General features: G+C 71.4%; 20 protein-coding genes. 8 read left to right on the top strand and 12 right to left on the bottom strand.

Annotated features, from left to right (window positions below):
* Nucleotides 1-3: 3 nt before the first annotated feature.
* The gene (locus BLT21_RS08315) at nt 4-570 is read left to right on the top strand and encodes a manganese efflux pump MntP (RefSeq protein ID WP_091500967.1); all 567 of its coding nucleotides are present in this window, start codon (nt 4-6) and stop codon (nt 568-570) included.
* A 39-nt stretch (nt 571-609) separates the two neighbouring features.
* Here the strand turns inward: BLT21_RS08315 and BLT21_RS08320 are convergent, their stop codons facing one another.
* The 4 genes from BLT21_RS08320 to BLT21_RS08335 all read right to left on the bottom strand — a co-directional run bounded on the left by BLT21_RS08320 (nt 610) and on the right by BLT21_RS08335 (nt 4,536).
* Nucleotides 610-861, bottom strand: a complete 252-nt coding sequence (locus tag BLT21_RS08320) for a DUF4287 domain-containing protein (RefSeq protein WP_091500968.1) — start codon at nt 859-861, stop codon at nt 610-612.
* 108 nt (nt 862-969) lie between these two features.
* Nucleotides 970-2,316: a dihydrolipoamide acetyltransferase family protein gene (locus BLT21_RS08325; RefSeq protein WP_091500969.1), complete on the bottom strand. Its 1,347-nt coding sequence runs from the start codon at nt 2,314-2,316 to the stop codon at nt 970-972.
* 106 nt (nt 2,317-2,422) lie between these two features.
* On the bottom strand, nt 2,423-3,403 hold the full coding sequence (locus BLT21_RS08330; RefSeq protein WP_091500970.1) for an alpha-ketoacid dehydrogenase subunit beta: 981 nt from the start codon (nt 3,401-3,403) through the stop codon (nt 2,423-2,425).
* Nucleotides 3,400-4,536 carry a thiamine pyrophosphate-dependent dehydrogenase E1 component subunit alpha gene (locus tag BLT21_RS08335; protein ID WP_091500972.1) on the bottom strand — a complete coding sequence of 379 codons (1,137 nt, stop codon included), beginning with the start codon at nt 4,534-4,536 and terminating at the stop codon, nt 3,400-3,402. The genes BLT21_RS08330 and BLT21_RS08335 overlap by 4 nt, the downstream gene beginning before the upstream one ends.
* A 246-nt stretch (nt 4,537-4,782) precedes the next feature.
* Between BLT21_RS08335 and BLT21_RS08340 the strand changes: the two genes are divergently transcribed.
* A complete protein-coding gene (locus BLT21_RS08340; RefSeq protein ID WP_091500974.1) occupies nt 4,783-5,289 on the top strand; it encodes a DUF1990 family protein in 507 nt (168 codons plus the stop codon).
* A 126-nt stretch (nt 5,290-5,415) separates the two neighbouring features.
* On the opposite strand, the gene BLT21_RS08345 is transcribed toward BLT21_RS08340, so the two are convergent.
* Nucleotides 5,416-6,480, bottom strand: coding sequence for a histidinol-phosphate transaminase (locus BLT21_RS08345; RefSeq protein WP_091500977.1), 1,065 nt, complete (start codon nt 6,478-6,480; stop codon nt 5,416-5,418).
* A 72-nt stretch (nt 6,481-6,552) separates the two neighbouring features.
* On the opposite strand from BLT21_RS08345, the gene BLT21_RS08350 reads away from it, so the two are divergent.
* A complete protein-coding gene (locus BLT21_RS08350; protein ID WP_091502170.1) occupies nt 6,553-6,960 on the top strand; it encodes a phage holin family protein in 408 nt (135 codons plus the stop codon).
* Nucleotides 6,961-6,980: 20 nt separating this feature from the next.
* On the opposite strand, the gene BLT21_RS08355 is transcribed toward BLT21_RS08350, so the two are convergent.
* Both BLT21_RS08355 and BLT21_RS08360 read right to left on the bottom strand, forming a co-directional pair.
* A complete protein-coding gene (locus tag BLT21_RS08355) occupies nt 6,981-8,312 on the bottom strand; it encodes an alpha/beta hydrolase family protein (protein ID WP_091500979.1) in 1,332 nt (443 codons plus the stop codon).
* Entirely contained in the window at nt 8,309-8,638 is a 330-nt protein-coding gene (locus tag BLT21_RS08360; RefSeq protein WP_143024956.1) for a hypothetical protein, read from the bottom strand. The genes BLT21_RS08355 and BLT21_RS08360 overlap by 4 nt, the downstream gene beginning before the upstream one ends.
* A gap of 180 nt (nt 8,639-8,818) precedes the next feature.
* On the opposite strand from BLT21_RS08360, the gene BLT21_RS08365 reads away from it, so the two are divergent.
* Nucleotides 8,819-9,259: a low molecular weight protein-tyrosine-phosphatase gene (locus BLT21_RS08365; protein WP_371113440.1), complete on the top strand. Its 441-nt coding sequence runs from the start codon at nt 8,819-8,821 to the stop codon at nt 9,257-9,259.
* A gap of 26 nt (nt 9,260-9,285) precedes the next feature.
* Entirely contained in the window at nt 9,286-10,668 is a 1,383-nt protein-coding gene (gene purB, locus BLT21_RS08370) for an adenylosuccinate lyase (RefSeq protein ID WP_091500983.1), read from the top strand.
* An 88-nt stretch (nt 10,669-10,756) separates the two neighbouring features.
* Here purB and BLT21_RS08375 read toward each other — a convergent pair whose 3' ends face one another.
* Entirely contained in the window at nt 10,757-11,095 is a 339-nt protein-coding gene (locus BLT21_RS08375; protein ID WP_091500985.1) for an amino acid transporter, read from the bottom strand.
* Nucleotides 11,092-11,742, bottom strand: coding sequence for an acyl-CoA synthetase (locus BLT21_RS08380; RefSeq protein ID WP_176786846.1), 651 nt, complete (start codon nt 11,740-11,742; stop codon nt 11,092-11,094). The genes BLT21_RS08375 and BLT21_RS08380 overlap by 4 nt, the downstream gene beginning before the upstream one ends.
* 120 nt (nt 11,743-11,862) lie before the next feature.
* Here BLT21_RS08380 and BLT21_RS08385 point away from each other — a divergent pair, with 120 nt between their 5' ends.
* Both BLT21_RS08385 and BLT21_RS08390 read left to right on the top strand, forming a co-directional pair.
* A complete protein-coding gene (locus tag BLT21_RS08385; RefSeq protein ID WP_091500988.1) occupies nt 11,863-12,786 on the top strand; it encodes an NADP-dependent oxidoreductase in 924 nt (307 codons plus the stop codon).
* 271 nt (nt 12,787-13,057) lie between these two features.
* Nucleotides 13,058-13,516, top strand: coding sequence for a GIY-YIG nuclease family protein (locus BLT21_RS08390; protein ID WP_256335995.1), 459 nt, complete (start codon nt 13,058-13,060; stop codon nt 13,514-13,516).
* A 48-nt stretch (nt 13,517-13,564) separates the two neighbouring features.
* On the opposite strand, the gene BLT21_RS08395 is transcribed toward BLT21_RS08390, so the two are convergent.
* The 3 genes from BLT21_RS08395 to BLT21_RS08405 all read right to left on the bottom strand — a co-directional run bounded on the left by BLT21_RS08395 (nt 13,565) and on the right by BLT21_RS08405 (nt 16,383).
* Complete coding sequence (locus BLT21_RS08395) at nt 13,565-14,368, bottom strand: alpha/beta fold hydrolase (protein ID WP_256335996.1); 804 nt, start codon at nt 14,366-14,368, stop codon at nt 13,565-13,567.
* A 29-nt stretch (nt 14,369-14,397) separates the two neighbouring features.
* Nucleotides 14,398-14,730, bottom strand: a complete 333-nt coding sequence (locus tag BLT21_RS08400; protein WP_091500992.1) for a DUF3140 domain-containing protein — start codon at nt 14,728-14,730, stop codon at nt 14,398-14,400.
* Between the two features lie 66 nt (nt 14,731-14,796).
* The gene (locus tag BLT21_RS08405; protein WP_091500994.1) at nt 14,797-16,383 is read right to left on the bottom strand and encodes an AMP-binding protein; all 1,587 of its coding nucleotides are present in this window, start codon (nt 16,381-16,383) and stop codon (nt 14,797-14,799) included.
* A gap of 200 nt (nt 16,384-16,583) precedes the next feature.
* Between BLT21_RS08405 and BLT21_RS08410 the strand changes: the two genes are divergently transcribed.
* Nucleotides 16,584-17,468 carry a DUF222 domain-containing protein gene (locus BLT21_RS08410; RefSeq protein ID WP_091500996.1) on the top strand — a complete coding sequence of 295 codons (885 nt, stop codon included), beginning with the start codon at nt 16,584-16,586 and terminating at the stop codon, nt 17,466-17,468.
* The last annotated feature ends 20 nt before the right edge of the window (nt 17,469-17,488 follow it).

Raw genomic sequence — 17,488 nt, forward strand, 5'->3', positions numbered from 1 at the left:
GCCATGTCGCCCTGGGCGCTCTTCATCCTGGCTGTCGGCGTGTCCGCCGACGCGTTCGCCGTGGCCCTCGGAAAGGGCCTGCAGCTGCGCACCCACGTCGTGCGCGGCGCCCTGCTCATCGCCGGCGCCTTCGGCGTCGCCCAGGCGGTGATGCCGCTGATCGGCTGGCTGCTGGGCAGCACGTTCGCCGAGGCGATCGCGCCCTTCGACCACTGGATCGCCTTCGCGCTGCTCGCCGCGATCGGCGCGAAGATGCTCTGGGAGGCCTTCCGGCCCGACGATGCGGATGCGGATGCGGCATCCAGCCTGTCCGCGCGCGAGATCCTGCTGCTCGCCCTGGCGACGAGCATCGACGCCCTCGCGGTCGGCCTCTCGTTCGCCTTCCTCGACGTGCCGCTGTGGATCGCGGTCGTCTCGATCGGCCTGGTGACGTTCGTGCTGTCGTTCGTCGCCGTGCTCATCGGACATCGCATCGGCACGCGCTGGCGCAAGCCCGCCGAGATCATCGGCGGCATCGTGCTGATCGGCATCGGCACGCAGATCCTCATCGAGCACCTCGTCGCCGGCTGAGGCTCGGCGGTCGCGCTCGCGCTCGCGAGCCTCGAGGAGTCAGGCGGCGAGCTTCGCCTTGACGTACGCGACGACCGCGTTGGCGTGGCCGTGACCGAGCCCGTGAACCGTCTTGAGCGACTCGACGACCTGCATGTGGGTCGATCCTGCCGCGAGCTGGTCGGCGGCGATGTCGAGCCAGTGCTGCATCGGCAGCCCGTAGGTCTTCTCGATGCTGGGGAAGTACGACGCCGGGCCCTTCGGCTTGTTCGCGGGGTCGATGTCCGGAGCGGGGACGCGCGGCGCACTCATGCGCCGAGGGTACTCCCCCGCTCGCCGCCGAGGGCATACCGTCGCCGCGAGAACGTGCCGCCCACGGTACGGCCTCGCGGCGACGGTGCGTTCTCGCGACCGGTGCGCTCAGTCCAGCAGCAGGGCGGGCTCCTCGAGCACGGATGCCACGTCGGCGATGAACCGGCTCATGCCGTCGCCATCGACGACGCGGTGGTCGAACGAGCCCGAGACCGTCGTGACGTAACGGGGGCGCACCTCGCCGTCGACGACCCACGGCTTCTGCCGGATCGTGCCCATCGCGACGATGCCCGACTCTCCGGGGTTGATGATCGGGGTGCCGGCATCCATCCCGAACACGCCGATGTTCGTGATCGTGATGGTGCCGCCCTGCTGGTCGGCGGGCGAGGTCTTGCCCTCGCGCGCCGTCAGCGTGAGCTTCTCGAGCGCGCGGGCGAGGCCGCGCATGTTGAGGTCCTGCGCGTCCTTGATGTTCGGCACGAGCAGGCCGCGCGGGGTGGCCGCCGCGATGCCGAGGTTGACGTAGTGGCGCACCCGGATCTCGGCGCCCGCCTCGGTCTCCACCCAGGCCGCGTTGACCATGGGGGTGCGACGGACGGCCCAGACGACCGCGCGGGCGACGATCAGCAGCGGCGACACCTTGATGTCGGCGAAGTCGGGCGATGCCTTCATCCGCTTGACGAGCTCCATCGTGCGCGTAGCGTCGACGTCGGTCCAGACCGAGACGTGCGGGGCCGTGTACGCAGAGTCGACCATGTGCTTGGCCGTCACCTTGCGCACGCCCTTGACCGGGATCGTCTCCTCGCGGTCGTCGGCGGGTCCGGCCGAGACGACCGCCGGCGGCACCGGGATCGTCTGCTCGCGCACCTCGGGACGCGCCGGCGTCTGCAGATTGCGGAAGACGGATGCCTGAGACGCGTGATTCACGACATCCTGGCGCGTCACCTCGCCCGCGGCGCCCGACGGGGTGACCGACGCGAGATCGACACCGAGGTCGCGGGCGAGCTTGCGGATCGGCGGCTTCGCGACGACACCCACGGCCGCGCGCACCGGTGGCTCGGCCGGCTTGCGACGACGCGACTGCACCTGTCCCGCTCCGCCGTAGCCGACGAGGACGGAGCCGTTCTCGTCGGACGCGTCACCGGCGGCGGCCGGCTTCTCGGCGGGTGTCTCCCCGTGCTCGGAGTTGCCGGAGGCGGCATCCGCCCCGCCTGCCGCTCCGGCGATCGTGATGATCGCGGCCCCGACCTCGACGGTCGCGCCCTCGTCGACGAGCAGTTCGCCGACGGTGCCCGAGAACGGCGACGGCAGCTCGACGAGCGACTTCGCGGTCTCGATCTCGACGAGCACGTCGTTGACCGACACCTCGTCGCCGGCGGCGACGCGCCACTGCACGATCTCGGCCTCGGTGAGTCCTTCGCCGACGTCCGGCAGGTGGAAGGTCTGGGTGCTCATGTCAACTCACGGTAGTCGTGAGACCCCACTTCTGCGCCGAGACCGTGGGGCGAACCCAGGGTCTCGGTGCGGAGGTGACGTCTCGCGGGTAGCGGGGGGCGGGTGGTCAGTAGGCGAGGGCGCGGTCGACGGCCTCGAGGATGCGGTCGGCGTCGGGCAGGTACGAGCCCTCGAGCTTCGCCGCCGGGAAGGGCACATCGAAGCCCGACACCCGCAGCACGGGAGCCTCGAGCGAGAAGAACGCCTGCTCGGTCACGGTCGCCGCGATCTCGGACCCGAGCGACGTGAAGCCGGGCGCCTCCTGGCCGTAGACCATGCGTCCGGTGCGACGCACCGAGTCGAGGATCGGCCCGTAGTCCACCGGCGAGAGCGACCGCAGGTCGACCACCTCGCACGAGACACCCTCGCTCTCGGCGAGCGCGGCGGCCTGCAGCAGCACCGTGACCATGGCTCCGTGACCGACGAGCGTCACGTCGGTGCCGCGGCGGACCACGCGCGAGGCGTGCAGCGGCAGAGCCCGCGCGGCGAGATCGACCTCGCCCTTCGTCCAGTACCGCGACTTCGGCTCGAGGAACACGATGGGGTCGTTCGAGGCGATGGCGTCCTGGATCATCCAGTAAGCGTCGTTCGGCGTCGACGGCGACACCACCCGCAGGCCCGCGGTGTGCGTGAAGTACGCCTCCGGGCTCTCCTGGTGGTGCTCCACGGCGCCGATGTGCCCGCCGTACGGGATGCGGATGACGACAGGGAACGACATCCGCCCCTCGTGCCGGTTGGTGAGCTTCGCGAGCTGCGTCGTGATCTGGTCGAAGGCGGGGAAGACGAACCCGTCGAACTGGATCTCGCACACCGGACGGAAGCCCGCCATCGCGAGCCCGATCGCGGTTCCGACGATTCCCGACTCGGCGAGGGGCGTGTCGAGCACGCGGCGGTCGCCGAACTCGGCCTGCAGACCCTCGGTGACGCGGAACACCCCGCCGAGACGGCCGATGTCCTCGCCCATCATGAGCACGTGGTCGTCGCTCTGCATCGCGGCGCGCATGCCCGCGTTGAGCGCCTTGCTGAACGGCAGCGTCTCGACGCTCATGCGCGTCCCTCCTCGAAGGATGCCTCGTAGTCGGCGAGCCACTTCCGCTGCCGATCCACGAGCGGATGCTGCTCGCTGTAGACGTGCGCGAACATGCTGTCGGGCTCGGGCGCCGTGAGCTGGTTCGTACGGACCCGCACGTCGTCGGCGTAGGCCGCGGCCGCGGCATCCACGTCGTCGAAGAAGGATGCGGCGGCACCGCGACCCTCGAGATACGCGCGCATGCGGGCGATCGGGTCGCGCTGCGCCCAGAAGGCTTCCTCGTCGCTCGTGCGGTACTTCGTCGGGTCGTCGCTCGTCGTGTGCGCGCCCATCCGGTAGGTCAGCGCCTCGATCGCGCGCGGTCCCTCGCCGGAGCGGGCTTCGTCGAGCGCGAGCTTGGTGACGGCGTAGCTCGCGAGCACGTCGTTGCCGTCGACGCGGATCGACGGCATCCCGTACCCGGCGCCGCGGCGCACGAGGGGAACGCGCGACTGGGTCGACACGGGAACCGAGATCGCCCAGTGGTTGTTCTGCAGGAAGAAGACCTGCGGGGTGTTGTAGCTCGTGGCGAAGACCATCGCCTCGTGCACGTCGCCCTGGCTCGACGCGCCGTCGCCGTAGTAGACGATGACCGCCTCGTCGCGCTCGGGGTCGCCCGTGCCGGTGCGGCCGTCGAAGACCATACCCATGCCCATGCCCGAGGCGTGCAGCGTCTGCGAGCCGAGCACGAGCGTGTAGATATGGGTGTTGCCGTTGCGGGGATCGGTCGGATCCCACCCGCCGTGGGTGAGGCCGCGCATGAGACGGATGATGTCGATCGGGTCGACGCCGCGGATCGTGCAGACGACGTGCTCGCGGTACGAGGGGAACAGGTGGTCCTGCGGGCGGGCCGCGCGCGCGGAGCCGACCTGGGCGGCCTCCTGCCCGAAGGACGGCGGCCAGAGCGCGAGCTGCCCCTGCCGCTGCAGGTTCGTCGCCTGCCGGTCGAAGGCCCGCACCGTGACCATGTCGCGGTAGAACGTCTCGAGCTCGGAGTCGGCGAGCGCGTCGATCACCGGGAGGTACCGTTCGGCTTCGGGCGACGGGTCGAGTGAGCCGTCGGCCGCGAGGACGCGGACGAGAGCGGGATCGAGTTCGGCTTCGTCGGTCACCCTCCCACGCTAACGCCCCCGATATGGCCCCATCTGCATGCGGTCCACAACGGATGCCGCGATTCGCGGTGTCCGCGCCACAAGGAGGGCGGCACGAGGCGTCGGGGGCTGCGCCGCGATGCAAGGGATCCGAGCCGACACCCCGGGGCCGCCGCATCCGCCCCGGGGTGTCGCCGAGGTTCCCTTGCATCCGCGCACGCCGTCGCGGTCGTGGGGCGCGGGAACCCGGGGTGGGATGCTGGTCGCATGAGCCTGCCCCATCGCGATGAGTGGAACGCCGCGCCGGGCGGGTTCCGCCGATTCGAGCAGACCGTGCGGGTGGGCTCGGGGGATGCCGTATGGCAATGGGCGCGAACCGACCTCCTCGCCTGGCGGGTCAAGACGCGCAGCGGGTTCCGGGTCGTGCCCGAGACGCCGCCCACCGTCGGCGGACGGCACTGGCTCGAGGCCCGCGTCGGTCCGTTCGTGCTCCGCGAGCCGGTCGAGGTCGTCGCATACGTCGACGAGCCGGACCGCGTGGGCTACGTGTACCTCGCGCTCCCGGGCCATCCCCTCGAGGGCGAGGAGACCTTCCTGATCACGCATCGCGGTGACGAGGTGCTGTTCACGCTGCGGTCGCGCTCACGTCCGGCTCCGTCGGCGTTCTGGCGGCTGGCCTACCCGGCGGTCCGGGTGGTGCAGGTGATCGTGCGCACGCGCTACCTCAGCGCCCTCCGGCGCACCGACCCCCGCCACGGCCACCCCGCCTCCTAGCGCGCGAAAGGGGGACGCAAGGGATCGCGGCCGACACCCCGCAGCAGCAGCATCCCGCGCGGGGTGTCGGCCGGCATCCCTTGCATCGCGGCGCACCCGAGCGCGAGCGCGAGCCCTTTGGCCGCGTCAGCCGAGGGCGGATGCGGCGGCGGCGACGATCCGCTCGACCGATTCCTCTTCGCCGATCGAGATGCGCACGCCGTCGCCCGCGAATGCGCGGACGATCAGCCCCGCCGCGTCGAACGCCTCGGCGACCTCGAGCGCGCGCTCGCCGGCGGGCAGCCACACGAAGTTGCCCTGCGCCACCGGCACGTCCCAGCCGGCCTCGCGCAGCCGATCGGCGAGCGCATCCCGTCGCGTCGCGATGTGCCGCACGCGTTCGAGCAGCTCGTCCTCCGCGTCGAGGCTCGCGAGCGCGGCCTCCTCGGCCTGTGCGGTCACCGACAGGGGGATGCCGGTGCTGCGGGCGGCGTCGAGGATGCGGTGGTCGCCGATCGCGTAGCCCACGCGCAACCCGGCGAGGCCATAGGCCTTCGAGAAGGTGCGGAGGACCACCACGTTCCCGTGACCCGCGGCGAGGACCGCCGCGCCGGTGACGGCCTCCGGATCGGTCACGAATTCGGCGTAGGCCTCATCGAGCACGATGAGCACGTCGGAACGCACCCGGGCGACGAAGGCGTCGAAGGCCGCCTGGGTCACGACGGGTCCCGTGGGGTTGTTCGGGCTGCAGACGATGATCATGCGCGTGCGGTCGGTGACGGCGTCGGCCATCGCGTCCAGGTCGTGACCGGACTCGGCGGTGAGCGGAACCGCGACGGCGGTCGCCCCGGCGACGGTCGCGAGGCCGGGGTACGCCTCGAACGAGCGCCACGCGAACATGATCTCGTCGCCCGGTCCGCTCGTGGCCGAGGCGAGCTGGTAGAGGATCGAGACCGATCCCGCGGCGACGTGCACCCCGTCGGGCGCGACGGCGTAGCGATCGGCCAGCCGTGCCCGCAGGCGCCCGGCCGAGGCGTCGGGGTACCGATTGAAGGTCGTCGCCGCGCGCACGGCCTCGACGACGCCGGGAAGCGGGTCGAACGGGTTCTCGTTGCTCGACAGCTTGAACGCGTCGGTCGAGGCCTGACGGCCCTGGCGGTAGGCGGGCAGCGCCGCGATCTCGGGTCGGATGCGCACGGGCAGATCGGTCACGATGCGAGTCTACGGATGCGGGCGACGCGCCCGGATGACGGATCACGGCGTCCGTGCGAGACTGACGGCACCATGAGCCTCGTCATCCGTCTGATCGTCAATGCGTTCGCGATCTGGATCGTGACGTTGATTCCCTCGCTGCAGGTGTCGGTCGTCGCGTTCCCGCCGGGAGACGATCTGCAGCTCGTGCTCACCCTGCTGCTGATCGCCCTCATCTTCGGCGTCGTCAACGCGATCGTCGGCACCGTGCTGAAGGTCCTGGCGTTCCCCCTCTACATCCTCACGCTCGGGTTGATCTCGTTCGTCATCAACGGCTTCCTGCTGTGGCTCACCGGCTGGGTCACCTCGGGCTGGGATTGGGGACTGCGGATCGGCGACTTCTGGCTCGCGGTGCTCGCGGCCATCGTGATCGCGCTCATCAACTGGGTCGCGGGCATCCTCTTCCGGCCCCGCCGCGAGCGCGACCGCGACCGCCACTGACCTCACCTCGGCCGTCGGCCTCACCCCGGCCGTCGCACGCGGTAGGTCGTGACCTCGGCGGGCTCCGCCCCGAGGAACTCCTCGAGCCGCTCGTGGATGTCGTCGACGCGGGGATCGCCCGAGGCGTCGGCGAGCGCGGCGGTCTCGCCGTAAGCGTCGATCGCGTGGGCGCCGAGTGCGAGGTCGGTCACGCTCGGGGCGGGGTCGGCCACCCGCTCGACGACGATGCTGCCGGGCGCGCCCGCGCGGTCGGGATGCCCGCCGGACTGCAGTGCGGGCACGGGATCGTCGGTGTGACGCACGGTGACCTCGAGCACCCGCTCACCGGGATCGGCCTGCACGGGCGAGCCGAACGTGACATTGCCGACGACGCGGAAGGGGCCGTCGAGCGCGAGGCGCGAGGTGACGGCCCCGCCCTGCGAGTACCCGACGGCGAGGACGGTGTCGCCCGGTCGAGCGCCGGCCGCCCGCAGCGCCGCGACGACCGCCTCGTACGACGCCGATGCACGGCCGGTGTAGAGACGGACGTTCGAGGCCATGTCGAACGGCTCGACGCCGCCGAAGCCGAGCGGGGAGCGGGTGCCCGCGACATAGACCGCGAAGCGGCTGCCACCCCCGGCACGCTCGTACCGCTCGACGCGCAGCTGATCCTCGGCGCGCGGCACACGCTCGGCCAGCGCGGCGATCGTGGTGGGCGACGGGGTGGTCGGGGATGCCGACCGGACGATCTCGAGCGGCGCCGAGACCCCCGGTCCCCCGCCGGCGAGCCCCGCGAACCCCGACGCCCCCGCAGCCTGCGCCCGCCCCAGCCCGAGCGCCCCGACCGCGGCGAGCGTGAGACCCGTCGCCGCGACGGCGGCACCCCCGAGCAGGCCGAACGGCGCCCCGGCCCCGCCGATCTGTCGCTGGAGCTCGGCGGGACCCAGCAGTGTCCACGTGGCGAGCAGCAGATCGGCGCGGGCGGCCGCATCGGGCGAGCGTTCGCGCGCGTCGACGAGCCTGCCCCGGAGGAACCGGCCGACCCGGGGATCGCCTCCGGCCGCGGCACGGCGCGCCGCCTCGAGCTCGACGATCTCGTAGACGTCGGCGATGCCGGTCAGGGTGTCGGCGAGCGCCGAGGCCTCGTCACGGGCCTCCCGGAGCAGCCGAGCGAGCCCGCCGGCGACCGGCACCACGGGCCATGCGGTGGCCGGATGGTCCGCGAGCTCGTGGGTCATCTGCTCGAGGCCGAGCAGGAGCGCATCGCACGGCACGCTGAGTGCGCGCAGCTCGGCGGCCGCCGACCGCAGCCGGTCGGTGTCGACGGCGATCACCCCACCGTCGCGGATGTCGAGCGAGCCGTCCGCGCTCACCGCGCGCCCTGCCCCGCGACGCCGGCCTGGGCGACGGCCTCGGCGAGACGCCGCTCGAGGCCGCGCAGCTCGTCGTCGAGCAGCTCCATGCGCGCGGCCGCCTCGGCGAGCCGCTCGCGCCATGCGCCGAGGCTCCGGCGGTACTCGAGCGCCGCGCGAGCGCGCCAGGCGGTCTCGTGATCGAGCTCGGCGGCGCGGCGACGGACGGCGGAGAGCTCATCGCGCGCGACGACGAGACGACCGCGGAGGGAACCGATGAGCTCGAGCGTGCGCACGTCGGAGGCGTCGGGAGCGGTCGACCCGGCGAGGAGGGAGGCGACGATCACCTTGGCCACTCTGACGCCGGCGACGCGGATCGCACCCGGGACGGCGCACATCCGTGGAGCCCGCCTGCACCGAGCCATCTGTGCAGGATTCGCCGCATCCTCCACAATGGGACGGTGACCCGACGCGCCGAGCCCTTCCGCGTCATGTTCGTCTGCACGGGGAACATCTGCCGCTCGCCGATGGCCGATGTGGTCTTCCGATGGTTCGTCGACCAGGCGGGCCTGAGCGACCGCGTCGTCTCGGCGAGCTCGGGGACGGGCGACTGGCACGTCGGCGAGCCCGCCGACGGACGCACGCTCGAGGCGCTGGAGCGCCGCGGATACGACGGTGGCGGGCACCGCGCCCGCCGGTTCACGCTCGCGGACTTCGACCGCTCCGACCTGGTCGTGGCGCTGGACCGATCGCACGAGCGCGTGCTGTCGAACTGGGCGCGGACGACGGGCGACACCGACAAGCTCGGGCTGCTGCTCTCGTACGACCCGCTGGCGGGGGGCGACCTCGACGTGCCCGACCCGTACTACGGCGACGCCGGGATGTTCGACGAGGTGCTCGCTATGATCGAGAGCGCGAGCCGGGCGCTCTTCCGGCAGCTCGAACCCGCGATCCGCACCACGTCCTGAGCGCCCGTTTCACCGAATGGAGCCTCGTGACCTCTCTGCCCCCGCAGCCCCTGAGCCCGCTCGACGGACGCTATGCCGCCGCCGTCGGATCGCTCGCCGACTACCTCTCCGAAGCCGGCCTGAACCGCGCCCGCGTCGAGGTGGAGGTCGAGTGGATCATCGCTCTCACCGACCGTTCCCTCTTCGGCAGCGCACCCCTGTCGGATGAGCAGAAGACGCAGCTGCGAAGCCTGTACCGCGACTTCGGTCAGGCCGAGATCGACTGGCTCGCCGCGAAAGAGGCGGTGACCCGGCACGACGTCAAGGCCGTCGAGTACCTGGTACGCGACCGCCTGTCGGCCCTGGGCCTCGACGCGATCGCCGAGCTGACCCACTTCGCATGCACGAGCGAGGACATCAACTCCGCCTCCTACGCCCTGACCGTCAAGCGCGCCGTCGAGCAGGTCTGGCTGCCGAAGCTCCGCACCGTCATCGGGGCGTTGGGCGACCTCGCCCGCGAGCACCGCGACGCGCCGATGCTGTCGCGCACGCATGGGCAGCCCGCGACGCCGTCGACGATGGGCAAGGAGATCGCCGTGTTCGCATGGCGCCTCGAGCGGGTCGCGACGCAGATCGAGGGCGGCGAGTACCTCGCGAAGTTCTCGGGGGCCACCGGTACGTGGTCGGCGCACCTCGCAGCCGAGCCCGACGTCGACTGGCCCGAGCTGTCGCGCTCGTTCATCGAGGGCCTGGGGGTCGACTTCAACGTGCTGACGACGCAGATCGAGTCGCACGACTGGCAGGTCGAGCTCTACGACCGCGTACGTCACGCCGGCGGCATCCTGCACAACCTGGCGACCGACGTCTGGACGTACATCTCACTCGGCTTCTTCGCGCAGATCCCCGTGGCCGGCGCGACCGGGTCGTCGACGATGCCGCACAAGATCAACCCCATCCGCTTCGAGAACGCCGAGGCGAACCTCGAGATCTCCGGCGGCCTGTTCTCGACGCTCGCGCAGACGCTCGTGACGAGCCGGATGCAGCGCGACCTGACCGACTCGACGACGCAGCGCAACATCGGCGTCGCCTTCGGGCACTCGCTGCTCGCGCTCGACAACCTGCAGCGCGGCCTCACCGAGATCTCGCTGTCGCGCGACGTGCTCCTGAAGGACCTCGACGCGAACTGGGAGGTGCTCGCCGAGGCGATCCAGACGGTCGTCCGCGCCGAGATCGCCGCCGGTCGCTCGCAGATCACCGACCCCTACGCGCTGCTCAAGGACCTCACCCGCGGCCGCCGGGTCGGCGGACCCGAGCTCGCGGAGTTCGTGCGCGGCCTCGACATCGGCGACGCCGCCAAGGAGCGCCTGCTCGCGCTGACGCCCGCGACCTACGCGGGGCTCGCCGACGACCTGGTGTCGCGCCTGGCCTGACACCGCTGCATCGAAGACGCACCGCCCCGCCGAGAACGCTCGGGGGGCGGTGCGTCTTCGCGTGGACGGTGCGCGCTCGACGGCGCCCTCAGCGCTGCGGCGATGAGGGCGACGAGCCGGATGCCGGGTCGTCGGGCGTCTCGGACTCGTCGGGGTACAGCACGGGCCGGTCGACGGGCTTGCTCACCTGGGCGGGGTCGACCGCGAGCATGAGCAGCGCGATGATGACGAGCGTCGCGATGAACGCGATGCCCGCCACGATGAGGGCGACGACGACGGCGCGCTCGACGGACTCGCGGGGGATCGACTGGAACGCGCCCATCGAGACGAGCGTGATGACGCCCGAGAAGACGGCCGCGACGAAGGCGAGGCCCAGCAGCTGGACCGGACGCATGATCTCGCGGCGGGTGGGGTGTTCGCCGCTCACGATGCGACCTCCGGATCGGACGAGGGGACGGACGGGACGGATGCCGCGGGCACGGACTCCTCGCGGCGCGGCGAGAACCCGGCGATGCCGAGGAACACGGCGACGATCGCCGTGTACCCGCCGAAGAGCCCCACGCCGATCGTGATGCCGGTGAGGGTGAACGCCCCGGCCTCGGCGATGACGTAGTCGAGCCGGTAGGTCGGGTTGACCAGCAGCAGGCCGACGACGAGCAGCAGGCCCACCGCCCCGATGAGCATCTCGTCTCGGGCGGCGGGGGCTCCGGATCGACGACCGCGGATGCCGGCGATCAGCTCGATCGCCCCGGTGACGGCGGCCCACGAGATGACGACGGCGAAGAAACCGACCGTCGTGCGCAGGGGCGGGATACCGCCGAGGATCGCGGCGACCAGCGTCACCACACCGAGCAGGATCGGGACGCCCCGCCGGCCGGCGGGGCTGGTGAGCCAGGCGCTCACGAAGAAGACGATCGCCGTCGCGGTCGCGAAACCGCTGAACACCGACATCCCCACCGCAGCGGAGTGATCGGGCGAGAACGTGATCATGATCGCGGCGACCGCGGCGAAGAGGGCGCGCGCGAGCTGGACATGCCGCACCTCGAAGGTGCGGGCGGCGGATGCTGCAGACACGGCGGTACTCTCGCGGATCAGAACGGGATTCCCCCGATTCTACGCGCCCGGCTCGAGCGACCGCCCGCTCGACGGGTTCCCGGGGGAATCCCGACCCCGGCGACGACGTTGCGGGGTGTCATGAAGGCACTGAGCTACAACGCATTCGGCGGCAACGACCGCTTCGAGATCACCGAGCGGGAGATGCCGCACATCGGACCCGACACCCTCGTGGTGCGCGTCGTGGCCGCGGGTCTGAATCCCGTCGACTACAAGGTGCGCGAGGGCTACCTGCAGGGCCTGCTCGACGTGCACCTGCCGGCCGTCCCGGGGTGGGACGTCGCGGGCGTGGTCGAGAAGGTCGGCCTCGACACCCCCGAGTTCCAGGTCGGCGACCCCGTGCTCGCCTACGCCCGCGCCGACGTCGTCAGCGGCGGATCGGTCGCCGAGTACATGGCCGTGCCGGTCCGAACCGCGACGCGCAAGCCCGACGGCCTCGACTTCGTCGCCGCTGCCGCGATTCCGCTCACCGGGCTGACCGCGCTGCAGGCGATCGAGCGGTCGGACGTCGCGGACGGCGCGACCGTGCTGATCCACGGCGCTGCGGGCGGTGTCGGCTCGTTCGGGGTGCAGCTCGCGCGGCTGCGCGGTGCGCGGGTGATCGGCACCGCGTCGGAGTCCAACCACGACTACCTCCGGGAGCTCGGCGCCGAACCGGTCGTCTACGGCGATGGCCTCGCCGAGCGCGTGCGCGAGCTCGCCCCGGACGGGGTCGACGTCGTCCTCGACTTCGCCGGCGGCACCTCGCTCGACCCCACCGGCGACGTGCTCCGCGAGGGTGGGGTGGTCACCTCGATCGCCGATCCGCGGGCGGCATCGGAGTTCGGCGGCAACTACATCTGGGTGCGCCCGGACGCCGCGCAGCTCGGTGAGCTGGCTCGGCTCGCGGCCGACGGCTCGCTGCGGGTGGAGGTCGCCGAGACGTTTTCCCTCGACGACGCGGCCGCGGCGTACGCGCGCCTCGAGGAGGGCCACACCCGCGGCAAGATCGTCGTCACGGTCTGAAGGCGCATGACCCGTGAGGCCGCATAGCACGACTGTCATGTCCTCCGAAAGGGGGACATGACAGTCGTCGCCGGGCGTAATCTCGACCATGCTGCAGGACCACGACCTGCGGGGCTGGTTAGCCCGAACCCCGCCACTTGGTCTTTTGGGGATACCAAGCGCGCCCGCGTGCGGGCTCTCGCTACAGCATCGCGGCCCGGCCGGTGTTCACCCGGATCCGGTCGGGCCCGCATCCCCTTCCGATGTCGGAGGTCCGGGGCATGCTCGGGGTGTGACATCCGCGCCCGACGCCGCGAACGCGATGCCGTTCGCGTGCCGCGTGTGCGGCGGACGCAGCGGGACGGCGGACGCCGCCGGCCCGGGGCACTGGATCTGCACACGCTGCGGGTGGCGTCTGGGCGACGCGTTCGACTCCGACCTGCCCCGCCCGGTCGTCGCGGTCGTCTACTACCTGCGGTTCGGCGGCCGCGTGAAGATCGGCACGAGCGAACAGCCGCGCCGACGCCTCGCCGCGATCCGTCACGACGAAGTGCTCGCGTTCGAGCGCGGCGGGCGTGCGCTCGAACAGCAACGGCATCGGGAGTTCGCCGCGATCCGCGAGGGCGGCGAGTGGTTCACCCTCGACGAGGCGCTGCGGGCGCACATCGATGCGCTGCGCGCAGCCGCGTCCGATCCGTGGCTCGCCTACGACCGCTGGCTCGGCGAGGCGTTCCGCAACGCATCGTCCTGAAGCCCGCGGCGCGGAGCATCGTCTGGGAAACCGCAGCGCGGCGGGAGGTCAGGCGGTGAGGAACTCGATCGCGGTCTGACGGAAGACGCGCGAGCCCGGGGCGTTGAAGTGGTGCCGGTCGGGGATCTCGACGAAGCGACCCTGCGGCGTCGCGGCGGCGAGAGCCTTCGAGCCCTCGATGATCGCGTCGCGCGATCCCGTCGCGAACAGGACGGGCTGGCCCGGCGCATGCTGCGGGTCGGGGTCGACCGTCCCGGATGCGCGCATGCCGCCGGCGATCGCGAGGAGCGCCCGCAGATCGTTGCCCGGCACGCGCTCGGTGAGCCGCACGTAGTTCTGCGTGACCGGATCGGTCACCTCGGTGCCGTGCTCGACGAGCGCGCGCACCTGATCGATGTCGAGCCGGGCGAGCGGGATGCCGTCCGGCACTCCGCCGAGCACGCCGCGCGTGATGCGCGACGAGAAGTCCTGCAGCACCTCCCAGCCCACGCGCGCGCCGAGCGAGTACCCGACATACATCGCCGTGTCGACGAGGTAGGTGTCGAGCACCGCCTCGACGTCGGAGGCGAGCTGGTGCAGGTCGTAGTCGGAGGGACGGTGCGGCTTGTCGCTCGCGCCGTGTCCGCGCTGGTCGAGCCCGAGCACGCGGAATCCGGCACGCTGCAGGTCGCGGACCCACCCGGTGGAGACCCAGTTGTCGCGCGTGTTCGAGGCGAAGCCGTGCACCACGATGACCGTGGGCAGGTCTTCCTCGCCCCACGAATACGTCGCGATGCGGTGGCCGTCCTCGCCGACCAGGACGAAGACGGGATCGGGCAGCTCGGTCAGGCCGGAGGCGGCGGGGATGCTCACGCCTCCATTCTCGCGTGCCACGGCGGCCGTCACTTCTTCGCGGGGTCGTGTCCCCAGTTCATGAGCGAGTACCGCCATGCCGTCTCGGTGATGTCACCCGACGGACGCTGGGCGAGATGCCGGTCGACGTAGCCGACCACTTTGCGCATGTGCTCGAGGTCGGCGTCGCTCAGATCATCCTTCTTCGTGCGCAACAGATCGACGATGCGGCGACCGGAGCGGTGACCGGTCGACTCTCCCCCGCCGTCCTTCTGCCCGACCTTCTTCGATTCGTCGGTCTCGAGCCACTTCTCGAGCTCGGCGGGGGTCATGTTCACGGCCTCGCGGAAGTCGTGTCGCGTCGTGTCGTCGTCATCGCTCATGCTGCGATCGTGCCCGCGTGCGGGCGCCGCCGGCATCCCCTTGACAGCGCGGCGCCCCGGACGGGCTCAGGCGTTCTCGCGCGCGCGAAGGTCTTTGCGCAGGATCTTGCCCGCCGTCGATTTCGGCACCGCGTCGATGAACTCGACCCGGCGCACCTTCTTGTGCGGAGCGACGTGCTCCGCGACGAACGAGATGACCTCGTCTGCGGTCAGCTCCGAGTCCGGCCGGGCGACCACGAACGCCTTGGGGATCTCCTGACGGTCGTCGTCGAGAACGCCGATGACCGCGGCATCCATGATCTTCGGATGGGACAGCAGCAGGGCCTCCAGCTCGGCCGGGGCGATCTGATACCCCTTGTACTTGATCAGCTCCTTCAACCGGTCGACGATCGCGAACCAGCCGTCCGCATGGTGCACCGCGATGTCGCCGGTGTGGAGGAATCCGTCGTCGTCGAGCGTCTCGGCCGTGGCATCGGCTCGTCCGAGATAGCCGAGCATGACGTTCGGGCCCCGTACCCACAGCTCGCCCGGGACGGTGAGCCCGTCGTCGCCGTGCGTCTCGAGCTCGGCTCCCGTCTCGGGGTCGACGAGCTTGGCATCGACGTTCGGCAGCAGGACGCCGACCGAGCTGACGGGCATGTCGCCCCGCTCGGGCGGGATCGCATGCGAGACGGGGCTCAGCTCGCTCATCCCGTAGCCCTGGAAGATGCGCGCGTTGATGCGACGACCGGCGGCCTCCGCCGTCTCGCCGTCGAGCGGAGCGGCGCCCGAGAAGACGCTGTGCACGCTCGAGATGTCGAAGTCGTCCACGACGGGATGCTTCGCGAGGGCGACCGCGATCGGCGGTGCGATGAAGAGGAACGTGCAGTGATAGGTCTGGATGAGTCGGAGGAACTCGACGAGGTCGAACCGCGGCATCGTCACGAGGCTCGCACGCTGTCGGAGCGCCAGGTTCAGCAGGACGGTCATGCCGTAGATGTGGAAGAAGGGCAGCACCGCGAGGACGCGGTCATCGCGGTCGAGGCGGATGCTGACGCGGCACTGGTGCACGTTCGCGACCAGGTTGCGATGCGAGAGCATCACGCCCTTCGGGATGCCCGTCGTACCCGACGAGTACGGGAGGACGGCCACGTGGGTCGCGGGATCGAACGAGACCGGCGGCGGGGTGCGCCCCTCGGCGAGCAGCGTGCGCAGATCGGGATGCCCCTCGGCACCGTCGAGTACGACGATCCGGTCGTCCGGGATTCCGACGGCGGCAGCCGCCGCGACCGCCGGAGCGAGGAGGGGTGAGACGGTGACGAGCCAGCGGGCGCCCGAATCCTCGAGCTGCTTCTGGATCTCCTCCGCCGTGTAAAGCGAATTGACCGTCGTCGCGATCGCGCCCAGCCGGAGGATGCCGTGGAACACGGTCGCGAACGCCGGGACGTTCGGGCAGAGCACGGCGATGACGGTGCCGACCTCGGCACCGCGAGCCGACAGCGCCCCTGCGAAGGCATCGACCTGATCGCGGAGTCGACGGTAGGTCGTCTCCGCTCCCGACCCGGGGTCGATCAGCGCGACCCGGTCGAGGTCGTCGTCCTCGAGGGAACCGAACAGGTAGTCGTAGACGCTGAGCTCGGGGATCTCGATGCTCGGGTACGGGCTCTGGAACACGGGACGCCTCCTTCGGGACCGGCGACAGCGCTGTCGCGTGCGCTCATCCTCGCACCGGGGCGCGGTGGTGTCACGGGCAGATCGGATTCGGGTGGTCGGGGTCGACCGGAGGTTCCTGCACAGCGACGAGCACCGAAAACCTATCCACACCTGGATATTTCTTCGGGTGTTATATCGCACCCCGGTGGCACGATGGGAACATGCGAACGGGTGATGAGACGGGCGGATCGGGCGGGTCGGGCGGTCCGCCGCACGCCGCCGCGTTCTCCGAGCTCGAGGAGGCGTTGACGCTCAAGCACGCCGGCGAGGTCGCGCACGTGCGTGCCCTTGCTGTGCTGGGCCGGTCGGCGTTGCGCGAGGCGCGGCAGGGCGGGGTTCGCGGGATGGCGTCCGACATGGAGCTGCGGTCGGTCGCAGCCGAAGCCGCGGGGATGGCCCGGTCCACGGACCGGCGGGTGCAGCGCGAGATCGACCACGCCATGACCGTCGTTGACGACTACCCGGCGGTGTTCGCCGCGTGGGTGGAGCGGCGCATCGAGCGCGGGCACGTGGATGCGGTCGTCCGGGCCGGGGCGGGTGTGCCGGCGGAGGTGCGGGTCGAGTTCGAGCGGGCCGCGATCGAGGCGTGCGAGGGGGACGTGCCCTCCCGGGTGCAGGGCGCACTCGAGGTGCTGGCGGCGCGGGTTCACCCGCGGTCGTTCATCGAACGGCACCGGGCCGCTGCGGCCGAGCGGTGCGTGCGGGTCTTCCCCGGACCGGACGGGATGTCGAACCTCGTGGCGACGCTGCCGACGGTGATCGCTGCGGGGATCTTTGACCGGCTCACGCAGATGGGCCACGCCGTCAAGGACGCCGGGGCGGATGCGGATGCGGGCGCTGCGGCGGCAGATGCCGCAGCGGATGCCGCGGCGGAGCCCGATCCGCGGACGATGGATCAGCTCCGCGCCGACATCCTCGGCGACCTCGTCCTCGCCGGCGCGCCCGTCGTCGACCCCACCACCGGCACCGACCGGTCCGGCGGGCTCGGCGCGATCCGCGCGCGTCCAGGTCGCCATCACCGCGGAAACGCTCACCGGTGGCGATGAAAACCCGGCCGAGGTCGTCG

The organism is Microbacterium sp. cf332, from assembly GCF_900102175.1.
GTDB lineage: Bacteria > Actinomycetota > Actinomycetes > Actinomycetales > Microbacteriaceae > Microbacterium.